Origin of the sequence: Phocaeicola oris, from assembly GCF_021295095.1 — a bacterium.
Taxonomy (GTDB): Bacteria; Bacteroidota; Bacteroidia; order Bacteroidales; family Bacteroidaceae; genus Phocaeicola; species Phocaeicola oris.
The window spans coordinates 43,757-62,670 of the sequence record NZ_JAJLQX010000017.1; the positions used below are offsets into that span (position 1 = coordinate 43,757).

Here is an 18,914-nt window from a genome sequence, read left to right on the forward strand (position 1 = left end):
TCGGTACATTAAGTTGCAGTGATAATGTCAATTTCATATCTCATCAAGAGCATTAGGAAAAGTGATGCGCATGAGTTGACCGATTCATCCGCATGAGTTGTACGATTCATCCTCATGAGTTGATCGATTCATGCGTATGAGTTGTACGTTTGATACGTATCACTTTTCGCGTTTATAGGCATCGGAATAATAACAGAAATGTTTTTTCCTTCAAAGTCGGTATAAAAGAAAAAAGAGGGAACTACATACAGCTCCCTCTTTTATTGTTATTTCTTAAAATATTAATTGACTTCTTCCAAGTAAAGAACACGACTTGAATAATCCGGTTGTACACCTCTGACACGATGGTTATAAGGAATTTCCAATCCGTTCGACATTAGATATTCTCCACTGAATACCTGACCTTCGAAGACTAAAGGATGAGCATCAATACGGTTCAGTTCGTGTACTTTGTAATTCTTATCAGCCTTTAAGCCTGCCATAGGAATGCGCGGAAGATGCTGATTTACAAAATGCTCTGTCTTATACCAGTAGAATACGGCTTTATCTTTCTCGGGAGTAACATACATCAGTGAAGAAATTCCTATATGATTGTATGGAGATTGTAAGCGGTAGATGTCGCCCATTTGTACTATCGGGCGGATATTTTTATATTCTGCGATAGCATTCTTGCATAGATTCTTCTCATTCTCGGTCATGTTCTTTGGCTGGATTTCCATACCAAGGCGACCGCTCATAGCTACGTCGATTCTGAACTTCAAAGGAATAACACGCCCTGTCTGATGATTAGGAGCGGCACTGATGTGAGAAGCCATGGCGATGGCGGGGAAGAAATAAGAGGTGCCCCACTGCATATAGACACGTTGCAAAGCATCGGTATCATCGCTTACCCAGAATTCATCAAAATATGGAAGTACACCCCAGTTGGCACGACCGCCACCACTGGCACATGCCTGAATGGTCAGCTTTGGGTATTTGGCACGGATGCGCTGGCAAGCTTTCTCAAAGCCACGATGATAGTCAATATACAAATGGCTTTGGTTATCCTTTGTCAGATAGTTGGAACCATGATTCATAATAGACGCGTTGGCATCCCATTTGATATAATCCAAATCAGGATATTTAGTCATTAAATTATCTACGACACCAAACACAAAGTCTTGAACAGCGGGATTGCTCAAGTCGAGTACCACCTGTGTGCCTCCACGTCCTAATACCAAATCTCTTTGCGGAGCTTTGATAACCCAGTCGGGATGCTGTTCATAAAGTTCGCTGACGGTGTTTGTCATTTCCGGTTCTATCCAGATGCCGAACTTTATGCCATGTTTCTTTGCCGCGTCAATCAAGCCTTGAATGCCGTGAGGAAGTTTTGTTTTGTCCACTTCCCAGTCACCTAATGAGGAATGGTCGTTTTTGCGTGGGTATTTAACGCCAAACCATCCGTCGTCCATCACAAAGAGTTCGCCCCCCATAGAAGCGATGTCAGCCATCATTTGGTCCATGCCTTCTTCGTTGATGTTGAAGTACACGCCTTCCCAACTGTTCAACAATACCTTTCGAAGAGTATTGCCGTTGGCTAATTTGTATTCACGCCCCCATTTGTGGAAGTTACGGCTTGCGCCACTCAAACCTTCTTTCGTATAAGTCAGGGCGAGGGCAGGAGTAGTAAATATTTCATCTTTCTTAAGATTATACCATGAGTTATCCTCATTTATTCCGGCGAAGAAGTGATGGTATTCACTCTCATCGGTATTGACTTTCAGTCGATAGTTGCCTGAGTAGCAGAGTGCCGCGCCAATCATACGACCTTCGTTCTCTTTAGCTTCACCGTCTAACGAGAACATCACCTCGGCATGAGCGGTATGTGAGTTGCGTACACCGTCTTTATTGATGATTTCCTTTACACCCGGAGTAAGCGGCTCACAAACCAACTTACCTTCATTACCCCATGCTCCGTAGAGGTGAGAGATATAAACATTTCCTTTACGGATAGGCAGATAAGCGGAAGCGAACTCCGTCATCATAACGATGCCTTTCTCTCCATGATTGACCTCTGTCCAAGTTTCAATCATATCGACATCTTTATAAGCCTTGTAATTTACCTTTACATAGAACGGATAAACTTTATCCTTCATGGTAATGGTGGTAGTGACAGCATGGTTATCATCTTTCTTATCCACACTTTGTACAGCCATTTCAAGAGACATGTTTCCGTCGGCATGTTGTACGGATAAAGCATTTTCCTGAGTGCAATTCAATCCGTAAGCAGGATAAGCAGCAAATCGAGCAGCTTCTGTTTTTTCGATTGAATTTAAATCTTGATCAGAGAGTTTCTGACCGAAGTACACGAACTTCAATTCCTTTCCTGTCTGCGCGTTCAGCACCAACGACATGTTTTTAGTGGAAATATGAATGCTTTGCGCTAATAAATAACTTGACAGCATCATAAAGCAAAAAAATAAAAGAGTTTTCCTCATAGCATTACTTTTGTAAATGAATAAAATGGTTACTTCTGTTTAGAGCTAATATATACTCCGGACAAAAGTAATCATTTTTTTTGATAAATTTATTCGGTGCGGAGATTTTCTGTAGGGTTGGCTTGTGCAGCTTTCCAAACTAACAGATATGCCATGACTACTACTATTAGAAGTACGATTAGCATACATCCGCCGAACAAATACCATGTTAATGGAATCTTTACAGAGAAAACCTCTAATATATATTGTCCGACAATCCATGCGCATAAACCTCCGACAAAAATGGCAGGCACCGCTATGTATAACAGGTATTGTTGGAATAACTTTTGAATATTACCGGCAGTCGCTCCAAGAATAGACCGGATAGCAATCTCGGAACGGCGACGGTTCACTTCATCGCGGATATAAGCTATTAAACCTATAAGCGCAATAATCAGAATACTTATTCCTGCTAACATAATAGAATTGCGGACATGTTTTAAATGGGCGTAGTTGTTCCCTATTTCCATGCGCAGCAGGTACACCGTTTTTTTATTGCTGGTAATAGTCTTATCGACAATATCCTGAATTTGTTGAACCTGCTCCGACCCCATATTATTTAAACGGATATAGAGATACATAGTCCAAGGAGAATCAATGGTTCCATAATAGATTACACTGGGACGTGTATGATACTCTTCAGCTTCTTTTTCTAATATACCGGTTCTGAAATCTTTGTATATGCCAATAATTCTATATAATCCATCATGGCTGGTGATATATACATCTTTACCGATGGCATCGCCTTTCCATCCGGCTAATTTTTCCATCTTTTTAACAAAAGTTTCGCTTACCATTATCTCTTTGCTTAATGAATCAACAGCTACCGGAGTAAATGTCTTGCCTTCAAGAACAGGTATTTCAAGAGTCTTAAAGAAATCATCACCTCCAGCAAATAAGTTGCGTACATTCATATATTCCTCACCTGTTTCCGGATTAATAACGTTATCTCCATTTACTCCGGAAGAAAAGTCCTGATAAGCCCATGTTACGGAAGCGACATTCGGATTTCTTTTCAACTCCTGATAGCAGCGTTCCCGTTCATTTCTATTAACACCTTTAAATCCGACTTCTAACATATTTTTGTAGTTGAAACCTAAATCATAATTGGTCAACTTTTGATATTGTAACCCGATTACAGTTAACAAACAAACGAAGAAGCCTGTCAGCATGAATTGGACGAACAGTAAGGCCAATTTCCAACGACGTTTGCTTTCTGTATATTTACGGTAAGCATACGTGACCGGAATTTTAGTGTAGATATAGCCCGGAAGTAATCCGCAAACAATAACTACAATGAAGGTAATGAGTATACATATTATAATAGTAGAGATAGGGAAAAGGCTCTTCAGACTATGCGCGATTTGTTCTTGAACAAAGTTTTGCAGACTAAAGATGATAAGTATGGCCAAAGGTAAAGCAATGCAAAAGATATGTAGGAATGATTCGCCGAGAATCATTTTATAAATGTCTTTACTATCAGCTCCATAGCAACGGTATGTAGCTATACTTTTGGCTCGGTTCACCATAGAGGATATAATCAAAAGGATATAATTGAACACCGAAACCAACAACATGATAATACCGAATCCGAGGAACGCGAAATTCATTATCTTGTTTTTCGAACTCGAAAGGACAATTCCTTTCAAAGGATCCAGACGGAGCTTCATATCAACTCCACCTTTAGTAAGTTGTTTCCCTATCTTGTCTTTAATCCATTGGTCCATACGACCTTGTAAGTTGTTGGGATTGGTGCCGTGGCGTAGACGGACATAACCTATATAGCGGTCGTTGCCTACCATATTATTTGGGCTGTCCCACCCCCATATTTTTAAAGCAGTAGGCATGGCCATTATAATATCCATATCGGGAAGCGAAGTGTTCTCAGGAATATCTTGGAACACGCCAACAATATTCAGTTGCAATCGGTTATCTATTTTCATAGAAACTGTTTTGCCTATGATGTCCTGTCCGATAGTTTTATATAAACTTTCAGAAATATAAGCCTTACCGGATTCATTTAAGCCGGTCTTTGGATCTTCTCCCAACAATATCTTTCTTGGGAATACGTTGAAGAAAGAAGAGTCGCAAAGGAATGCGTTACCTTTCAGTTCTTTTTTGTCTTCTGTGAGAAAAGTCGCGGATTCTGAAAACCAAGTGTATCTGGTTGCGGCTTCCACTTCCGGACAAACCGACTTGATGCCCGGAGCATGTGCTCCGGAACATTGAGTGAAGTTTTTCCAGTCTTCGCCTTTCATTTTGTAGTTTTCTCCCACCAGATACGTATCTTCAAGTCCTGGTACAAAGTTATCGTAGGAGTATTCATAGATGACTTCCGCTATCATGGTCAGTCCTAAGGCTAAACCGATGGCAAGACAGAGAATCTTTGTTATGTTTGCTTCTCCTTTTCGAAATAATGATTTTATTGCACGACGCATGATTAAATATTTTTTGTTTGAGGATTAAAAGTTTAGTTCGTTATAGAGGAAAGGTAAACTTTTCCACCTATATTCGTTGCTAAACTATTAAAGCCCTTCTGTTGTTGAGACAATCTGGCCATCGAACAAATTGATAATACGTCCGGCAAAGCCTGCGTCATGCTGACTATGAGTAACCATGACGATGGTGGTACCTTCTTTATTTAATTCTGTCAGAAGTTCCATTACTTCTTGTCCATTCTTTGAGTCCAGATTACCGGTAGGCTCATCGGCAAGAATCAATTTCGGATTAATTATTACGGCACGTGCGATGGCAACTCTTTGTTGCTGACCTCCCGACAACTGTTGTGGATAATGTTTTGCCCGATGACTGATATTCATTCGCTTAAGGATTTCAGTCACACGTTTCTTTCTTTCATTGGCGGGAATGCCTAAGTATGTCAACGGTAATTCCACATTCTCGAAAACATTCAATTCGTCAATCAGATTAAAACTTTGGAACACGAATCCGATATTTCCTTTACGGACTTTGGTGCGATCTTTTTCTTTCAGGTGACCGACTTCTTCCTGATTCAAATAATAATTACCCGAAGTTGGGTTGTCAAGCAGTCCCATAATATTCAGTAAGGTTGACTTACCGCAGCCCGAAGGTCCCATGATAGCGACAAATTCTTTATCGGCAACTTCCAAATTTACATTATTCAACGCAATGGTCTCAACTTCTGTTGTAACGAATTTCTTAGTTAAATTTTCAATCTTAATCATGTCTTTATTCTTTTAAAATTATTAATTATCTATTATTTATTTTATTATTCTGTCTTTATACTGTCAATTGGATTTTCTTTGGTTGCTTTATTACTGATAATGTAAACAGATGTCAATGATACGACTGTTACAAAAGCAATAGCAACCAGTGGTATCCACCACGGACAATCGTATCTTTCCACCGGAATTAAGTCGTTCAGTTTCTTTATTCCACCCCACATCAATGGAAGAGCAATGATTAGGCTGAAGAATAATGAACGAAGTGTGAATTTCATCAAGCTGAACAGTTCTATTCTATTTGTTGAACCAAACACTTTCCGAATAGCCATATCTCTTCTGCGCTGTGTGATAAAATAGATACTCATGGCTGTCAATCCTAACAAGGAAATAACTAATGCGGCAAAGGTGAAGATTCCAATGGTCTTACTTAGTTGAGACACCGGCTCGTATTGTTGTTTTACCATATCACTATACCATCTGGAAGAGAAAGGTATTCCATTGGCTAAACCGGAATATATGGAATCAATCTGTTCTTTGTAATTTTTGAAATCTCCGTTATGTACTTGTACACATACGCCTCCGGGATGTTTAATACTGTCATTCGGAATAATATTCATTAGAATATAATCAGAACCGGGATTTAATACCGACCGTATTTTTATATCGTTTATTATTCCTGCAATGATATATTTATCGTTATAATCGGTGGTAATATAATCGGTATATCCTAACTCGTTAGCGGTTTTTATGGCGTTTTCGCTAAAGAACCAATTATGTTTGTCCGGTTGTAACTTTCGGTCTTCTATAATATGAATGTCAAACATCTTAATAAAGGCGGAATCGACATTTATTTGTTCAAAGCTCATTGATTTGTTCGGACCTCCTTTTGCGTTCTTTATATTCTGTGTATTGTTACGTCCGCCTTCAATCAGAAGTTCATCGGAAAAAGAAATGTTATTTACGAATGGTAATTTTTGCAGTTCACTTCTGAATGTGTGATAGTCTTTACTATTGAGTACCGGATCTAACGTAAGTATATTTTCATAGCTATATCCAAGTGGCAGGTGCAATAAGAAGTAAAACATGGAAGCCATAAATAAAGCACATGTCAACAGAGCGATGGTTAATCCGTTCTGAAAGATACTAAGCAGACGTAGATAGATAGCTTTCGTTTTACGGCGGAATGTTCCTTTTACTATATCCATTGGGTGATAGTTTGATAAAATGGTAGCAGGGAAAAATCCGGATACAAACGCTAATAAAGCTATAGTAGAAACATATATTAGTAAGGTTATCGCATTCAGGTCACCTGTAATATCTATCTTGGTCCGGAAGAGATCTATGGCGAAAGGCTCTGCTGCTTTGGCCAACAGGAATCCTAATAGAAAAGCAATGAAAGTCAGCAACAGAGATTCTTCAATCATCCGCCAGAAGATATCTTTTTTATTTGAGCCTAACAAACGTCGGGTTGCCATTTCTTTGGCACGATAGCTTGTTTGAACAATACTCATGCAGATATAGTTGAATACTGCCATTAACAAGATAATGATGCCTACTATTATATATATGATTACTTGCGTAAAATCGTACTGATTCAGTCCATTGAAGTCTTTAATCTCTGAGAAATAAAAGTCTTTCATCGGAATAAACTGCACATCATTGACAGCCTCTTGAGAGTATATCCAGAAGATGGTTTTGAGATAATTTTTCACTTCTTCTTTTTTCCGATTGAAATCCACTCCCTTGGGTGTCTTTATGAAAAGTTCGGCGCCGGCCGCGTTATTCATCATTTCCGCTTTTTCCGAAGAGCTCCAGTTTACATATTCCATTATCTCGAAAGGGAATATGGCTTCTGTTTCATCCGGGAAGATAGAATTGTCAATGTTTTCTGCAATACCGCTTACCACATAATTGGTACTTTGGGAATCATGCGTAAATAGGAATGTTTTTCCTACCGCGTGTTCGGTACCAAACAACTTAATGGCTCCTTTACGTGTAAGCACAACATTGGTGGTTCCCTGAAGTACATCTTCAGCTTTACCTTCGACTAACCGATAGCCAAAGAAAGAATAGAAGTTTTTACGTACAATCAGTGAGTTTAGTTCGTAATTCGTATCGCCTACTTTAGCTATCACCGTTTTGCCAGGACTGGTTACGCACCAGTCTTCAATTTCGGGATAACGACTTTGCAATTTATCGCCCAAATTATAATGAGCTCCAACAAAATATTCATTAGCAAACAAGCTGATGTGGTCAGCGTCTTTTACTTCAGCGTCTACTCTGAGCTGTCGGGTTATCATATTCGCTATCAACAATACGAACATCAACGATATGCTTAAACCCAACACGTTGACAAAAGTGAATAATTTATTGTGATTAAGGAAATGGAAATATGTCTTTAATTTTTTCATAAATGATTATTTTTTTATTCCGTCTTTATACTGTTTATTGGATTCTCGTTCGCGTTCTTCCAGCTCTGGAATGTGACGGTCAACATGGTGAAAAAGGTAACCAAGAGGAAAGCGACAAGGAAAACAAGGAGCGATATATTTGTTTGCTGCGCGAATCCTTCTAACCAGTGGTGTCCGAACAAATATCCGACAGGAGCGGCAAAGACAAAACATCCTATCAACATATATATGTACCGTTTGTTGAACATGTAAAGGATTTCTTTAGTCGAACTACCCATAATCTTTCGGATTCCTATTTCTTTTCTTCGGTATTCGCTTTCGAACATCGTCAGTCCGAATACGCCAATGATGCTAATCAGGATGGCAAGTAAAGAGAACAGGACAATCTGTTTCGTATATAAGAATTCATGTTGATAATTATTCTCAATGACCTGATCCATGCTGCGGACATTGAAATCGTTATGCGGAGTGAATTCCTCTAAGGCTTTCTGTATCTCTTTTCGTGCGGCAACCTTGTCTACATTCTTTCCTACACGAATGTTTAATACGTTTCGCCAGTTACCCCAATCTTTATATTTGCCGGTAGGAGAAGAAATGAATAAACCTAATGGCAGATCATCTTTTATTTGTCTGAACGAAGCGTACTGTAAGTCATCGAAAAAACCGACTACGAGGAAATCGTTTGCATTGAGTTTCTCATCAACCTTGACAAAAGGATACTTCTTTTTCATCGACTCCGAAAACATATAAACGTCTCCGTCGCCTTCTTTAAACCCTCTGCCTTCCACAATTTTCAATCCTAACGTGTTTGGAAAATGTGAGTCGACAAAGAAGACGGCAAATCCCACCTGATCGTTTTCATTTGTTCCGCGTCCCCAAGTCATGTATCCGTTTGAAGAACTCATGATGAACTGAGAGAAGCTGGCATCTTCCACGCCACTGATGTTTTTCATTCGATTGATGACTGCTTCGGGCTGGCTGCGCGTTTCCCGTGTGGTGGAGGCCACCATTACCATGTCTTTGTCGTATCCGTAATCGGACGTGAAAATATAATGACTCTGCAGATACATAATACCTACGGCAATAATCAGTATGAACGAGATAATGAACTGTATGCTTATCAATATAGCGCGGAGGATTCTGCCTTTTGGAGAAAGCCCGAACGAACCTTTCAGTACTAAAGCCGGAGGAAAGGATGTGACATAATAGGACGGGTAAGCACCGGCTAACAATCCCACAGTAACGCTTATCAGAAAAGTAAGGAGAAGCAAAGTTTTCTGGTCGTCTAACCGGATGGAGGCATCGACCAGATGCTGTAATCCCATGTCGTTGGCAATGACTACCCATATAAGCGACAGAGCGTATGCTATCAAACTTATGAATACAGCTTCCGCTAATAAACTCCCTTTCAGTTTCGCTGCTGTCGCGCCTAATATCTTCTGTGTATTGATACTGCGAATCCGCATAGGAGTTTCTGCTAACGTGAAGTTCATGAAGTTGACACCGGCAATGAGAATAATCAGGATAGAGAAGCAGAACAGCAGATAGACAGATGATTTGGAACTGGTTCCTCCCTTGCTGAAATGTGTATCGGCGATGGGCATGAAGTTGATTTTGAGTCCTTCCAAATCTTTATCTGTGGTACCTTTTTCTTTAAAGAATTGTATAAATTTCTTTTCGAACAAATCGTTCACTTCCTTTACGTTCTTCGCGTCATCTAACCGGACGTAGAAATAATAGTTCCAATTGTTTCCGTTTCCTTCGTTTTCATTGCTTCCGATGAAACAACAGTCGTAGAAGAATGTATTATCCGGATAGTCTTTGACAATGGCACAGATGGTGATTTCTGTATCCGGATTTTCTTCTGTCAAAGCCGGAAGGGTGATGGTTTTGTTAACGACGTCTATCGAACCGAACATGCGCTTGGCTGCTGATTCCGTGACAACGATTTGTCGTTCTTCTTTCATTCGGTCAAGATTTCCTGAAATGATTTCCGGTTCAAATATTTTCGGAAAGTCATTGATTCCAAGCATCACTTGCAGGTTGTATTCTTTCTCGTTGATCCTGAATTTTCGATTAAATACTTGACTGATTAATCCATAGCTTTTTACATGTGGAGAGGATTGTGATAAGGCTTCTGCTATAGGACGTGAAAAGTGGGTGGTATAATCACCCATACTTCTCTCCAAATTCATGCTTATCTGATACAGGTTTCGATAATCTTTGATAGATTTATTGTATCCGTTGTCGTAGCTGACTTGTGTCATGATAACGAAGAACGCGGCAAAAGCCAGACTTAACCCTAAAATGTTTAATAGGTTGGCCATTACGAAACGGCGGAATATAGAAGTAAAATTTCGGATAATTGTTTTCATTGTAACACTAATTAAGTATCAACACTTCATTGTCTTTAAAGCTTTCATAACCGGAGATGATAACCCGTTCGCCTTTCTCTAAGCCCTCCATCACCTCATAGTATTGTGGATTTTGACGACCGATACGAATCTTTCTTCTATATGCTTTATGACCGTCTTTGTCGACTACGAAAATCCAGTTTCCTCCGGTAACTTGGAAGAATGTTCCTTTTGGAATGAGCACGCTTTGAGATGATTCTCCTAATTGCAAATCGATGTAATAAGTCTGTCCGGTACGGATATTTTCCGGACGAGCGCCTTCGAATATAAAGTCGGTGCGGAAGCGGCCTTCTCTGACTTCGGGATAAACTTTTCTTACTTTCAGTTTAAACTTTTTGTCTTGACGCTCAAAGGTGGCAGGTAATCCGTTGGTCACCCTGTCGATATAATGTTCGTCAACTTGGGCTTCTATTTTATAATCGGAAAGGTCGTTTATCTGTCCTACCATTTGACCGGCGGATATGTTCTGCCCTAACTCAACATCCAGTAAGCCGAGTTCGCCGGATATGGTAGCGCGGACTTCTAATTTCTCTTTACGTTCCCGTATCAAGGCTACGTTCTGTCGCATATTCTGTAAGTTATCTTCCATCTGGTCCATTTGGATATATCGATAAATGGAATCTTGTTTCAATCGTTCATTAATCAAGTTATGCTTCTTTTGTGAAAGCTGCCAGTCTTCTTGAGCCTTTAGAAACTCTTCTTTGCTTATTAATTTCTCTTTATAAAGACGAGAATACTGTTGGAATGTGCGTTCTTTTTGCTTTGTATCAATATCGAGCGTCGCTTTCTCTGTTTCATTATTCAGTTTGTCTTGTTGCATGGTAACTTGTGTGTTACGAAGCATATTCTGTTTTTCGGCAACTTCCGACTCGGCATTCAGTATTTGTAAGTCTAAGTCGGAGTTACTGAGACGGATAATGACATCACCTTGATTGATGTGCGCGCCTTCTTCAACTATTTTTTCGCGTACAATTCCGCCTTCTTCCGGACTGATTTGGACAATTTGAATAGGTTGAACTTTTCCGTTAACACGAATATAGTCATTGAACTCGCCATAAGTGACATCGGCAATATTGATAGATTTCGCTTCTATACGCATGGTTGAAGCGTGGTTTCCGAAGAGAACCCATAACAGCAAAAGAAGAATTGCACCCCCACCGATGATGTATGGGATATGTTTCTTTTGAATTCCTTTTTTCTTTTCTAATTGTATATCCATAGTGTGTTTTTTTATTTTCGTTTAATAATGTCTTCTCCTTTATAATAGTCAACCAAGCGACATTTTAAGAAGTATGTCAACTTGCTTTGTAAAAGATTTGCCTGACTTTCTAACCATGTCGCGGCATTATTCTGAACATCGAGGGAAGTCATGAGTCCTTCCTCATATTTCCGTTTGGTTACCTGATAGGCGATAGCGTCTGACTCTTCTTTCTTTTCCATCCGGATACTTTCCTTTAGGTATCCCTCACGGTCGAGTACAGCTTGTTCTACCAGCTTGCGGAGTTCCAGTTTCTGTTCTTCGTATTGCTCTTTTGCAATGAGGTAATTATTTCGGGCTTTCTTCACATTACCGTAGCTTTTGAAATGGTTTAAAATAGGAATACTCAATGTGAATCCGAAATAATATCCATAATTATTATTAAACTGCTCATGGAAACTTGGATAATTTGAACTGTGCAATTCCTTAAAATATGAAGTAGAAAGACCGGAGAACATATATACGGAAGGGAGTGCCTCGCCATAAGCAATGTAGCGACCTATTTTAGTGGACTTGGCATTCATTTCCGACTTGCGGAGTGTGGGATTATTCTGCATTGCCAACCTTACAACTTCTTCTTTATCGGCTGTTTGAAGTTCTATATGATTAAATACAGATGAATCGAGCAGGGTAGAGTCAAGGAGGAGTGGCTCATCGGTTGGATAATTCATTTTCTGGCGGAGGTTGAGCAATGCCGTGGCCAACAGGTTTTGTTGTTTAGTCAGGTTATATGCGTCTGTTGCCTGCTGAGCTTCCATTTGGGCAACATCAGCCTGACCTTTCAGGCCGACTTGCTCCTGGACTTGTGTTTTATATAATATGGAGTCGCTCTCGGAAAGTTTCTTTTTTGCCATACGAACTGTACCTTGGCAATAGAGTGCCTGAATATATGCTTGGAATGTTTCAAGAGCTACATTATCGCGTTCTTCCTGAAGCGCAGCTTTGCCTCTCAGTACGTTTACACGGGCTTGTCTGACTTGATTAACCAGACTACCGCCATAAAATATGGGAAGCGTGCTTTGCAGCGAGTAATAGTTATTGAATGTTTTTACGTTTTTATACGTATTGGTTTCAGGGTCAATGTTACGACCATAGTTGTATTGAGCTTGAATGCCTCCTTGCAGACCGGGAAGAAAATTTCCGATAGCTTGCAATTTATCAAGTTTGTTGTTTTTCACTTCAAACGCTCGTTGACGAACTGTGTGATTGTTCTTCACAGCGTAATCCATGCAGCGGTCAACATCCCACACATCTTGAGCATGGAGACTGACCGTCGCGGCCAACATGAGGAGGAATAATCCTTTTTCTATCTTTTTTCTTTTCATAATCGGATATTGAATTTCTATGGAATATAAAGCAACTACCGTGCCAGAAGAGTTAGTTGTCTGATTATCAGAATAAAGAGACTTTTTGAATGATGCATAGTGTCTAAAAAATAGACACTTGGTGTATAAAGTTTGGACAGACTGTTTTGATTCCTTATTTAAGTCATACGTATCACTTGGTTGCTTCATGCGTATGACTTTGCCAACTCATGCGTATGAGTTGAGTGATTCATGCGGATGAGTTGGACGATTCATGCGGATGAGTTGGACGATTCATGCGGATGAGTTAAGCGATTCATGCGGATCATTTGCGTGGTTTATATGGATGACCATGGTTGTTATTCTGATGACGAGATAGTGTATGCTTTACGTTAGAAGAAATCTTTTGATAAATAATGAAATTGATGATTTGTCGTACTAAAATATTTATTACATTTATGCCAAAATTTAATAGTATGAAACGCTTATTTCTGTTCATTTTGAATTTGATTATCTATTTGTATGTTTTTGGACAAGAAGATTCTATTGTTCCGTTTGAGAAAGCATACAAGAGAATTTATCATATAACGAAAGTGGAAAATGTAAAGTTGAATATTGATGGTAAGTTGGATGAACCATTATGGAAAACCCAAGGAGAATGGACAGAACGTTTTACTCAAGTATCTCCTTACGAGCGGGTTAAATCAAAATCACCTACTTTCGCGAAGCTTTTCTATGACAATAAATACATTTATGTAGGAATATATTGTAAGGAAAATGAGCCCGATCATTTGAACCGGTTCATTGGTGATCGTGATGACAATTCTATTGGCGACTTGGTGAGTATCGCTTTTGACACCTATCACGACTTTCGAGCCGCGCCGGAGTTCAATTTGAATTTGGGTGGAAATAAAACAGACCTGATAGTGACGGATAAACTGGAAGTCAACCGAAGCTGGAATGCCGTGTGGGAGGCCAAGACTCATGTTGACATGGCAGATTCTTGTTGGACGGCCGAGTTGAGAATCCCGTTCAGTCAGATACGTTATAATCAGAAGTCGGAAGATGGTATATGGGGACTTCATATTCGGCGCGTCAACCGGCATCGGAATGAGGTGCAGAACTGGAGTCTTATTCCGCTGAAAAACAGCGGGCACGTGTTCTCGTTTGGAGAAATGCACGGGATGACGGATTTGCCAAAGCCGAAAGGAATAGAGATTCTGCCGTATGTGATGGGCAAGTTCCGAAGTGAACCTAAGATAACGGGAAGTCCTTATCGGAAAGGGCACGATTGGGATGGTAATGCCGGATTAGATGCCAAATTCGCTTTATCAGACTTGACACTCGATTTGACTGTCAATCCGGATTACGGACAAGTGGAATTGGATCCGTCGGTCATGAACCTGACGGCTTACGAAACTTTTTATGAGGAAAAACGTCCGTTCTTTTTGGAAGGCAAGCATATTCTTGACTTTGAAGATGACAGTAATATGCTTTTTTATTCTCGAAGAATAGGAGCAACACCCTCATACAAGCCGGAAGATATTGATAATGTACATAGCTTTGCTAAAGAAAAGGAACATGTTCCCATTATCGAAGCCATGAAGTTGACGGGAACTACTCGAAATGGTTGGACGATAGGAATGTTGGAGAGTGTAACAGCAAAATCTTCTGTCGATGTAATGCGAAATGGCGTTGAGAATAAAACCGAAGTGGAGCCGTTGACAAACTACACTATTGCCCGTCTTCAAAAGAATTGGAACGGGAATACGCTGTTGGGCGGTATGCTTACGGCTGTTAATCGTGCTTTGAATCAGCCGTATTTAGAGGATTTCATGGCGCGGAATGTTTTTACCGGAGGAATTGACTTTACACAATATTTTATGAATCGTTTTTTCTATGTAGATGCTAAACTGATGGGTAGCTCTCTTCATGGGTCAGAGCGGGCTATAGAACATGTACAACGAAATGCGGTACATTATTATCAGCGTGTTTCGTCAGCCGATTATTTGGGCGTGAATACAGATCGGCGTTCGCTTTCGGGAACAGGCGGACATGTTGAGTTGGGTAAAAAAGGAAATTCAAAATGGATTTTTTTGGAAAAGTTCAGTTGGGCATCCCCGGGGTTTGATTTAAATGATGTCGGCTATTTGAAAGAAGCCGATTATTTGTCCAATACAACGAGCCTTTCGTTTAAGCAAACCAATACGTGGAAGAAATTCCGTTCCAATACGATTACTTTAGAACAAGCGAATAAATGGAATTACGGAGGAACTTCGCTGTTAAATAAAATAGAATTGGATTGGATAACGATGTTCATCAATCGTTATCAACTTACGGTGAAGCAAGCGTATAATTGGAATAAATTAGATACTCGTGTTCTTCGGGGCGGGCCGGATTTACGTTTTAACCCGTATTTTGCTACCGATATCAAATTTAATACCGATACGGGAAAGCGAATAATGTTAGGCTTGGATTATAAAGGCGATCATGACACCGACGGACGTTATAATTATAATACTTGGTCGCCCAAAGCTTCGTTTCGTATAGGGAATCATTTATATATCTCTACTCAGTTTGATTATTCCTATAATACAGATGAACAGGCCTATGTGCGTAGTGTTCCTACAGCTTCGGCACCTTATGTTACAGCAAAAATGAAACAGAATACATACGGTGTTACGTTGAAAGCTCAGGCAAATGTGACACCTGATTTCTCTATTCAATTTTATGGATCTCCATTTACTTCTATAGCTAAGTACAGTGAGTTTAAAGACATGACGAATACTACTGCTCATAAGTTTGAAGACCGTTTTCGCTTGATGACGGACGCGGAAGTGGAGGCACAGCATCTTTCACCCGATTTCAGTTTCAATGAGTTTCGTTCCAACTTGGTTGCGCGTTGGGAATATCTACCGGGATCAACACTTTATGTCGTTTGGGAACATACCATGTCGAACAGAGATAAATATTATCGTTCCGGATGGAATGATAATTTAGATAAAATGTTTGGCCTTCCTTCTACTAATACTTTTATGGTCAAAATCAATTATTGGTTTAATATGTAAGTTGTTTTTCTTATTGGATTCTTTTGTTTGTTTTATTATATGCACTAATTTTGTTCGTATAAAATAAGAAATTATGGCAAAACAAGGAACATTGCTTGTCGTTGATGACAATAAAAACATTTTGACTTCTCTGCAATATTTGCTGGGTGATCATTTTACCAGAGTAATTACTTCAACTACTCCCGTCACACTTCCTACAATGTTACAGATGGAGAAGCCGGATGTGGTGTTGCTTGACATGAATTTCTCTTCCGGTTTGAATACGGGTAATGAAGGTCTTTATTGGCTTAGGGAAATAAAACGACTTCGTCCTCAGACACAAGTAGTTCTATTCACGGCATACGCGGATATTAATCTTGCCGTAACAGGATTGAAGGATGGAGCTACCGATTTTGTAGTCAAGCCATGGGATAATACCAAGTTAATTCAAACTTTGAAAGAAGCTTACGATAAATCGCAGCCAAAGGGGAAGAAAGGATTCAATACAACTCCTGTTGAAGAGAATAATAAAGATATGTATTGGGGTAATTCTCCGGCGATTCGACCATTAAAATTGACGGTGGAGAAGGTAAGTGCTACCGACGCAACCATTTTAATTACCGGAGAGAATGGTACGGGTAAGGACATGCTTGCTCACGAGATACATCGCTTGTCGGGCCGAATGAACGGCCCGTTCGTATCGGTTGACATGGGAGCTATTACGGAGACGCTATTCGAAAGCGAGTTGTTCGGGCATGTGAAGGGATCGTTTACTGATGCGCATGCTGACCGAACCGGTAGATTTGAAGCGGCCGACGGTGGAACACTCTTTTTGGATGAGATAGCCAATCTTCCGATACACATGCAGCCAAAGCTGTTGACCGCCATACAGAAACGGAGCTTTGTGAAAGTAGGAAGTAATGTACCCCAGCCTACGAATATTCGTTTGATTTGTGCTACCAATCGGAATCTGGAGCAGATGGTGCAAGATGGAACGTTCCGTGAAGACCTTTTATACCGAATTAATACGATACATCTTCATATTCCGGCACTGAGAGAGCGTCAGGAAGATATACTTCCGCTGACACAACGTTTCTTAAATCATTACTCTACGCAGTACGGACGAGCTATTACAAACATTTCAGAAGGTGCTAAGAAGAAATTGCTTGCCCATCCGTGGTATGGGAATATTCGCGAACTTCAACATACCATAGAGAAAGGCGTTATTCTTTGTGATAATAATGAGTTGCAGGAGAGCAACTTGGAACTTTCTAATGCGATAGCTCCACCTGTTTTAGAACGGTCGGAAAATATGGAAGCTCCTGTTCAGACGTTGGACGAGATGGAGAAAGACTTAGTAAAGAGAGCCGTCGACCAATGTAATGGCAATTTGTCGCAGGCGGCTGCTACATTAGGAATTACTCGCCAGACTCTATATAATAAGATGAAACGATATGGCATTTGATTGGTTACGAACAACGGCGGCACGTACCATCCTGCTTATGGTAGGATGTATCGTTTTAGGGATAGGTATTGGAAGCTGGAATATATACTTTATGTCCATAGGAGGAGCTTTTTGTGTTATTTATCTGATTCTGACCATTCTTTCTCGAAATGCTTTGAAAGAGAAATGTGATTTAATGCTTGAAGCTATTAATAATAACGATTATACATTTCGTTTGCCGACTATGGGCTTCGATTCCGGAGAGAAAGCTCTTCAACGGACACTTAATAGGTTTGGAGTACTGATGGGAGAGCAGAAACAGAATCAAATACAACAGGAGAAATATTATGAACAAATACTTTCGACCGTTACGACCGGTGTGATTGTTTTAGATGACGAGAATAGGATTATTCAGACAAATGCCGCGGCTGTACAGTTGCTCGATCTTCCTGCTTTAGGAACATTACAGCAATTAGAACGCTATGGACATGATGTAGGAGAGAAATTCCGGACTATCCAAGCCGGAGAGCGGAGTCAGTTGCATTTTTCTACCTCAAAAGGTGAAGCTCATTTATCATTGAGAGCAGTTCGAACTGTACTTGAAATGCAACCGGTTCGTATTTTGATACTGAATGATATTCGTAATGAGTTGGACGATAAAGAGTTGGATTCGTGGATTAAATTGACTCGGGTGCTGACTCATGAGATTATGAATTCCATTGCGCCTATTTCTTCTATTAGCGAGACATTTCTTAACAGGGATGATGTAAAAGGGACATCGCTTTATGATGGAATTGAAGCAATATATGAAACTTCAACGGGGCTGATAAACTTTGTGGATAGTTATAGAAAGTTCTCGTCTTTACAAATACCGGCTCCTAAACCTTTCTATTTAAAAGAGTTACTACAACAGATAGGTGGATTAAGCATTGTTCCTCAGCATATAAAGTTGACTATGCTCATTGAACCGAACGATTTGATGATTTATGCCGATCCGAACCTCATTCGTCAGATGTTTATCAATTTGATTAAGAATGCGGTACAATCTATTGGGGATGATGCAGGTCATATTTATATTAAAGCATATAGTGCTCCGAATGACCATGTCTTTGTCTCTGTTAGCGATGACGGTCCGGCTATTCCGGAAGATGTGGCTGATGATATATTTGTTCCTTTTTTTACTACAAAAGAGAATGGGAGCGGTATAGGTTTATCTCTTTCTCGTCAGATTATGAAACTCTCACGAGGCAATATCAGTCTGTTGAAAGCAGGAACAAACGGTTGGAACACCACCTTTATTTTGGAGTTTGAATGATT

General features: G+C 39.9%; 10 protein-coding genes. 3 read left to right on the plus strand and 7 right to left on the minus strand.

The window, feature by feature from the left end; genetic code table 11:
• Nucleotides 1-281: 281 nt before the first annotated feature.
• From LO761_RS09350 to LO761_RS09380, 7 genes are all read right to left on the minus strand, one after another.
• Nucleotides 282-2,447, minus strand: coding sequence for an alpha-galactosidase (locus LO761_RS09350; RefSeq protein ID WP_407951558.1), 2,166 nt, complete (start codon nucleotides 2,445-2,447; stop codon nucleotides 282-284).
• Between the two features lie 119 nt (nucleotides 2,448-2,566).
• On the minus strand, nucleotides 2,567-4,954 hold the full coding sequence (locus LO761_RS09355; RefSeq protein WP_272818020.1) for an ABC transporter permease: 2,388 nt from the start codon (nucleotides 4,952-4,954) through the stop codon (nucleotides 2,567-2,569).
• 87 nt (nucleotides 4,955-5,041) lie between these two features.
• Nucleotides 5,042-5,719 (minus strand): ABC transporter ATP-binding protein, encoded by a 678-nt coding sequence (locus tag LO761_RS09360; RefSeq protein ID WP_272818021.1) that lies wholly within the window; start codon nucleotides 5,717-5,719, stop codon nucleotides 5,042-5,044.
• A gap of 44 nt (nucleotides 5,720-5,763) precedes the next feature.
• Nucleotides 5,764-8,130, minus strand: coding sequence for an ABC transporter permease (locus LO761_RS09365; protein WP_272818022.1), 2,367 nt, complete (start codon nucleotides 8,128-8,130; stop codon nucleotides 5,764-5,766).
• A 14-nt stretch (nucleotides 8,131-8,144) separates the two neighbouring features.
• Nucleotides 8,145-10,505, minus strand: coding sequence for an ABC transporter permease (locus LO761_RS09370; RefSeq protein WP_272818023.1), 2,361 nt, complete (start codon nucleotides 10,503-10,505; stop codon nucleotides 8,145-8,147).
• Between the two features lie 7 nt (nucleotides 10,506-10,512).
• Entirely contained in the window at nucleotides 10,513-11,763 is a 1,251-nt protein-coding gene (locus tag LO761_RS09375) for an efflux RND transporter periplasmic adaptor subunit (protein WP_272818024.1), read from the minus strand.
• Nucleotides 11,764-11,774: 11 nt separating this feature from the next.
• Nucleotides 11,775-13,127 (minus strand): TolC family protein, encoded by a 1,353-nt coding sequence (locus LO761_RS09380; protein WP_272818025.1) that lies wholly within the window; start codon nucleotides 13,125-13,127, stop codon nucleotides 11,775-11,777.
• Nucleotides 13,128-13,582: 455 nt separating this feature from the next.
• Here LO761_RS09380 and LO761_RS09385 point away from each other — a divergent pair, with 455 nt between their 5' ends.
• The 3 genes from LO761_RS09385 (at nucleotide 13,583) to LO761_RS09395 (ending at nucleotide 18,912) form a co-directional block, all read left to right on the plus strand.
• On the plus strand, nucleotides 13,583-16,174 hold the full coding sequence (locus LO761_RS09385) for a DUF5916 domain-containing protein (RefSeq protein WP_272818026.1): 2,592 nt from the start codon (nucleotides 13,583-13,585) through the stop codon (nucleotides 16,172-16,174).
• A gap of 73 nt (nucleotides 16,175-16,247) precedes the next feature.
• Nucleotides 16,248-17,618 (plus strand): sigma-54-dependent transcriptional regulator, encoded by a 1,371-nt coding sequence (locus LO761_RS09390; protein WP_272818027.1) that lies wholly within the window; start codon nucleotides 16,248-16,250, stop codon nucleotides 17,616-17,618.
• On the plus strand, nucleotides 17,608-18,912 hold the full coding sequence (locus LO761_RS09395) for a sensor histidine kinase (protein WP_272818028.1): 1,305 nt from the start codon (nucleotides 17,608-17,610) through the stop codon (nucleotides 18,910-18,912). The genes LO761_RS09390 and LO761_RS09395 overlap by 11 nt, the downstream gene beginning before the upstream one ends.
• The last annotated feature ends 2 nt before the right edge of the window (nucleotides 18,913-18,914 follow it).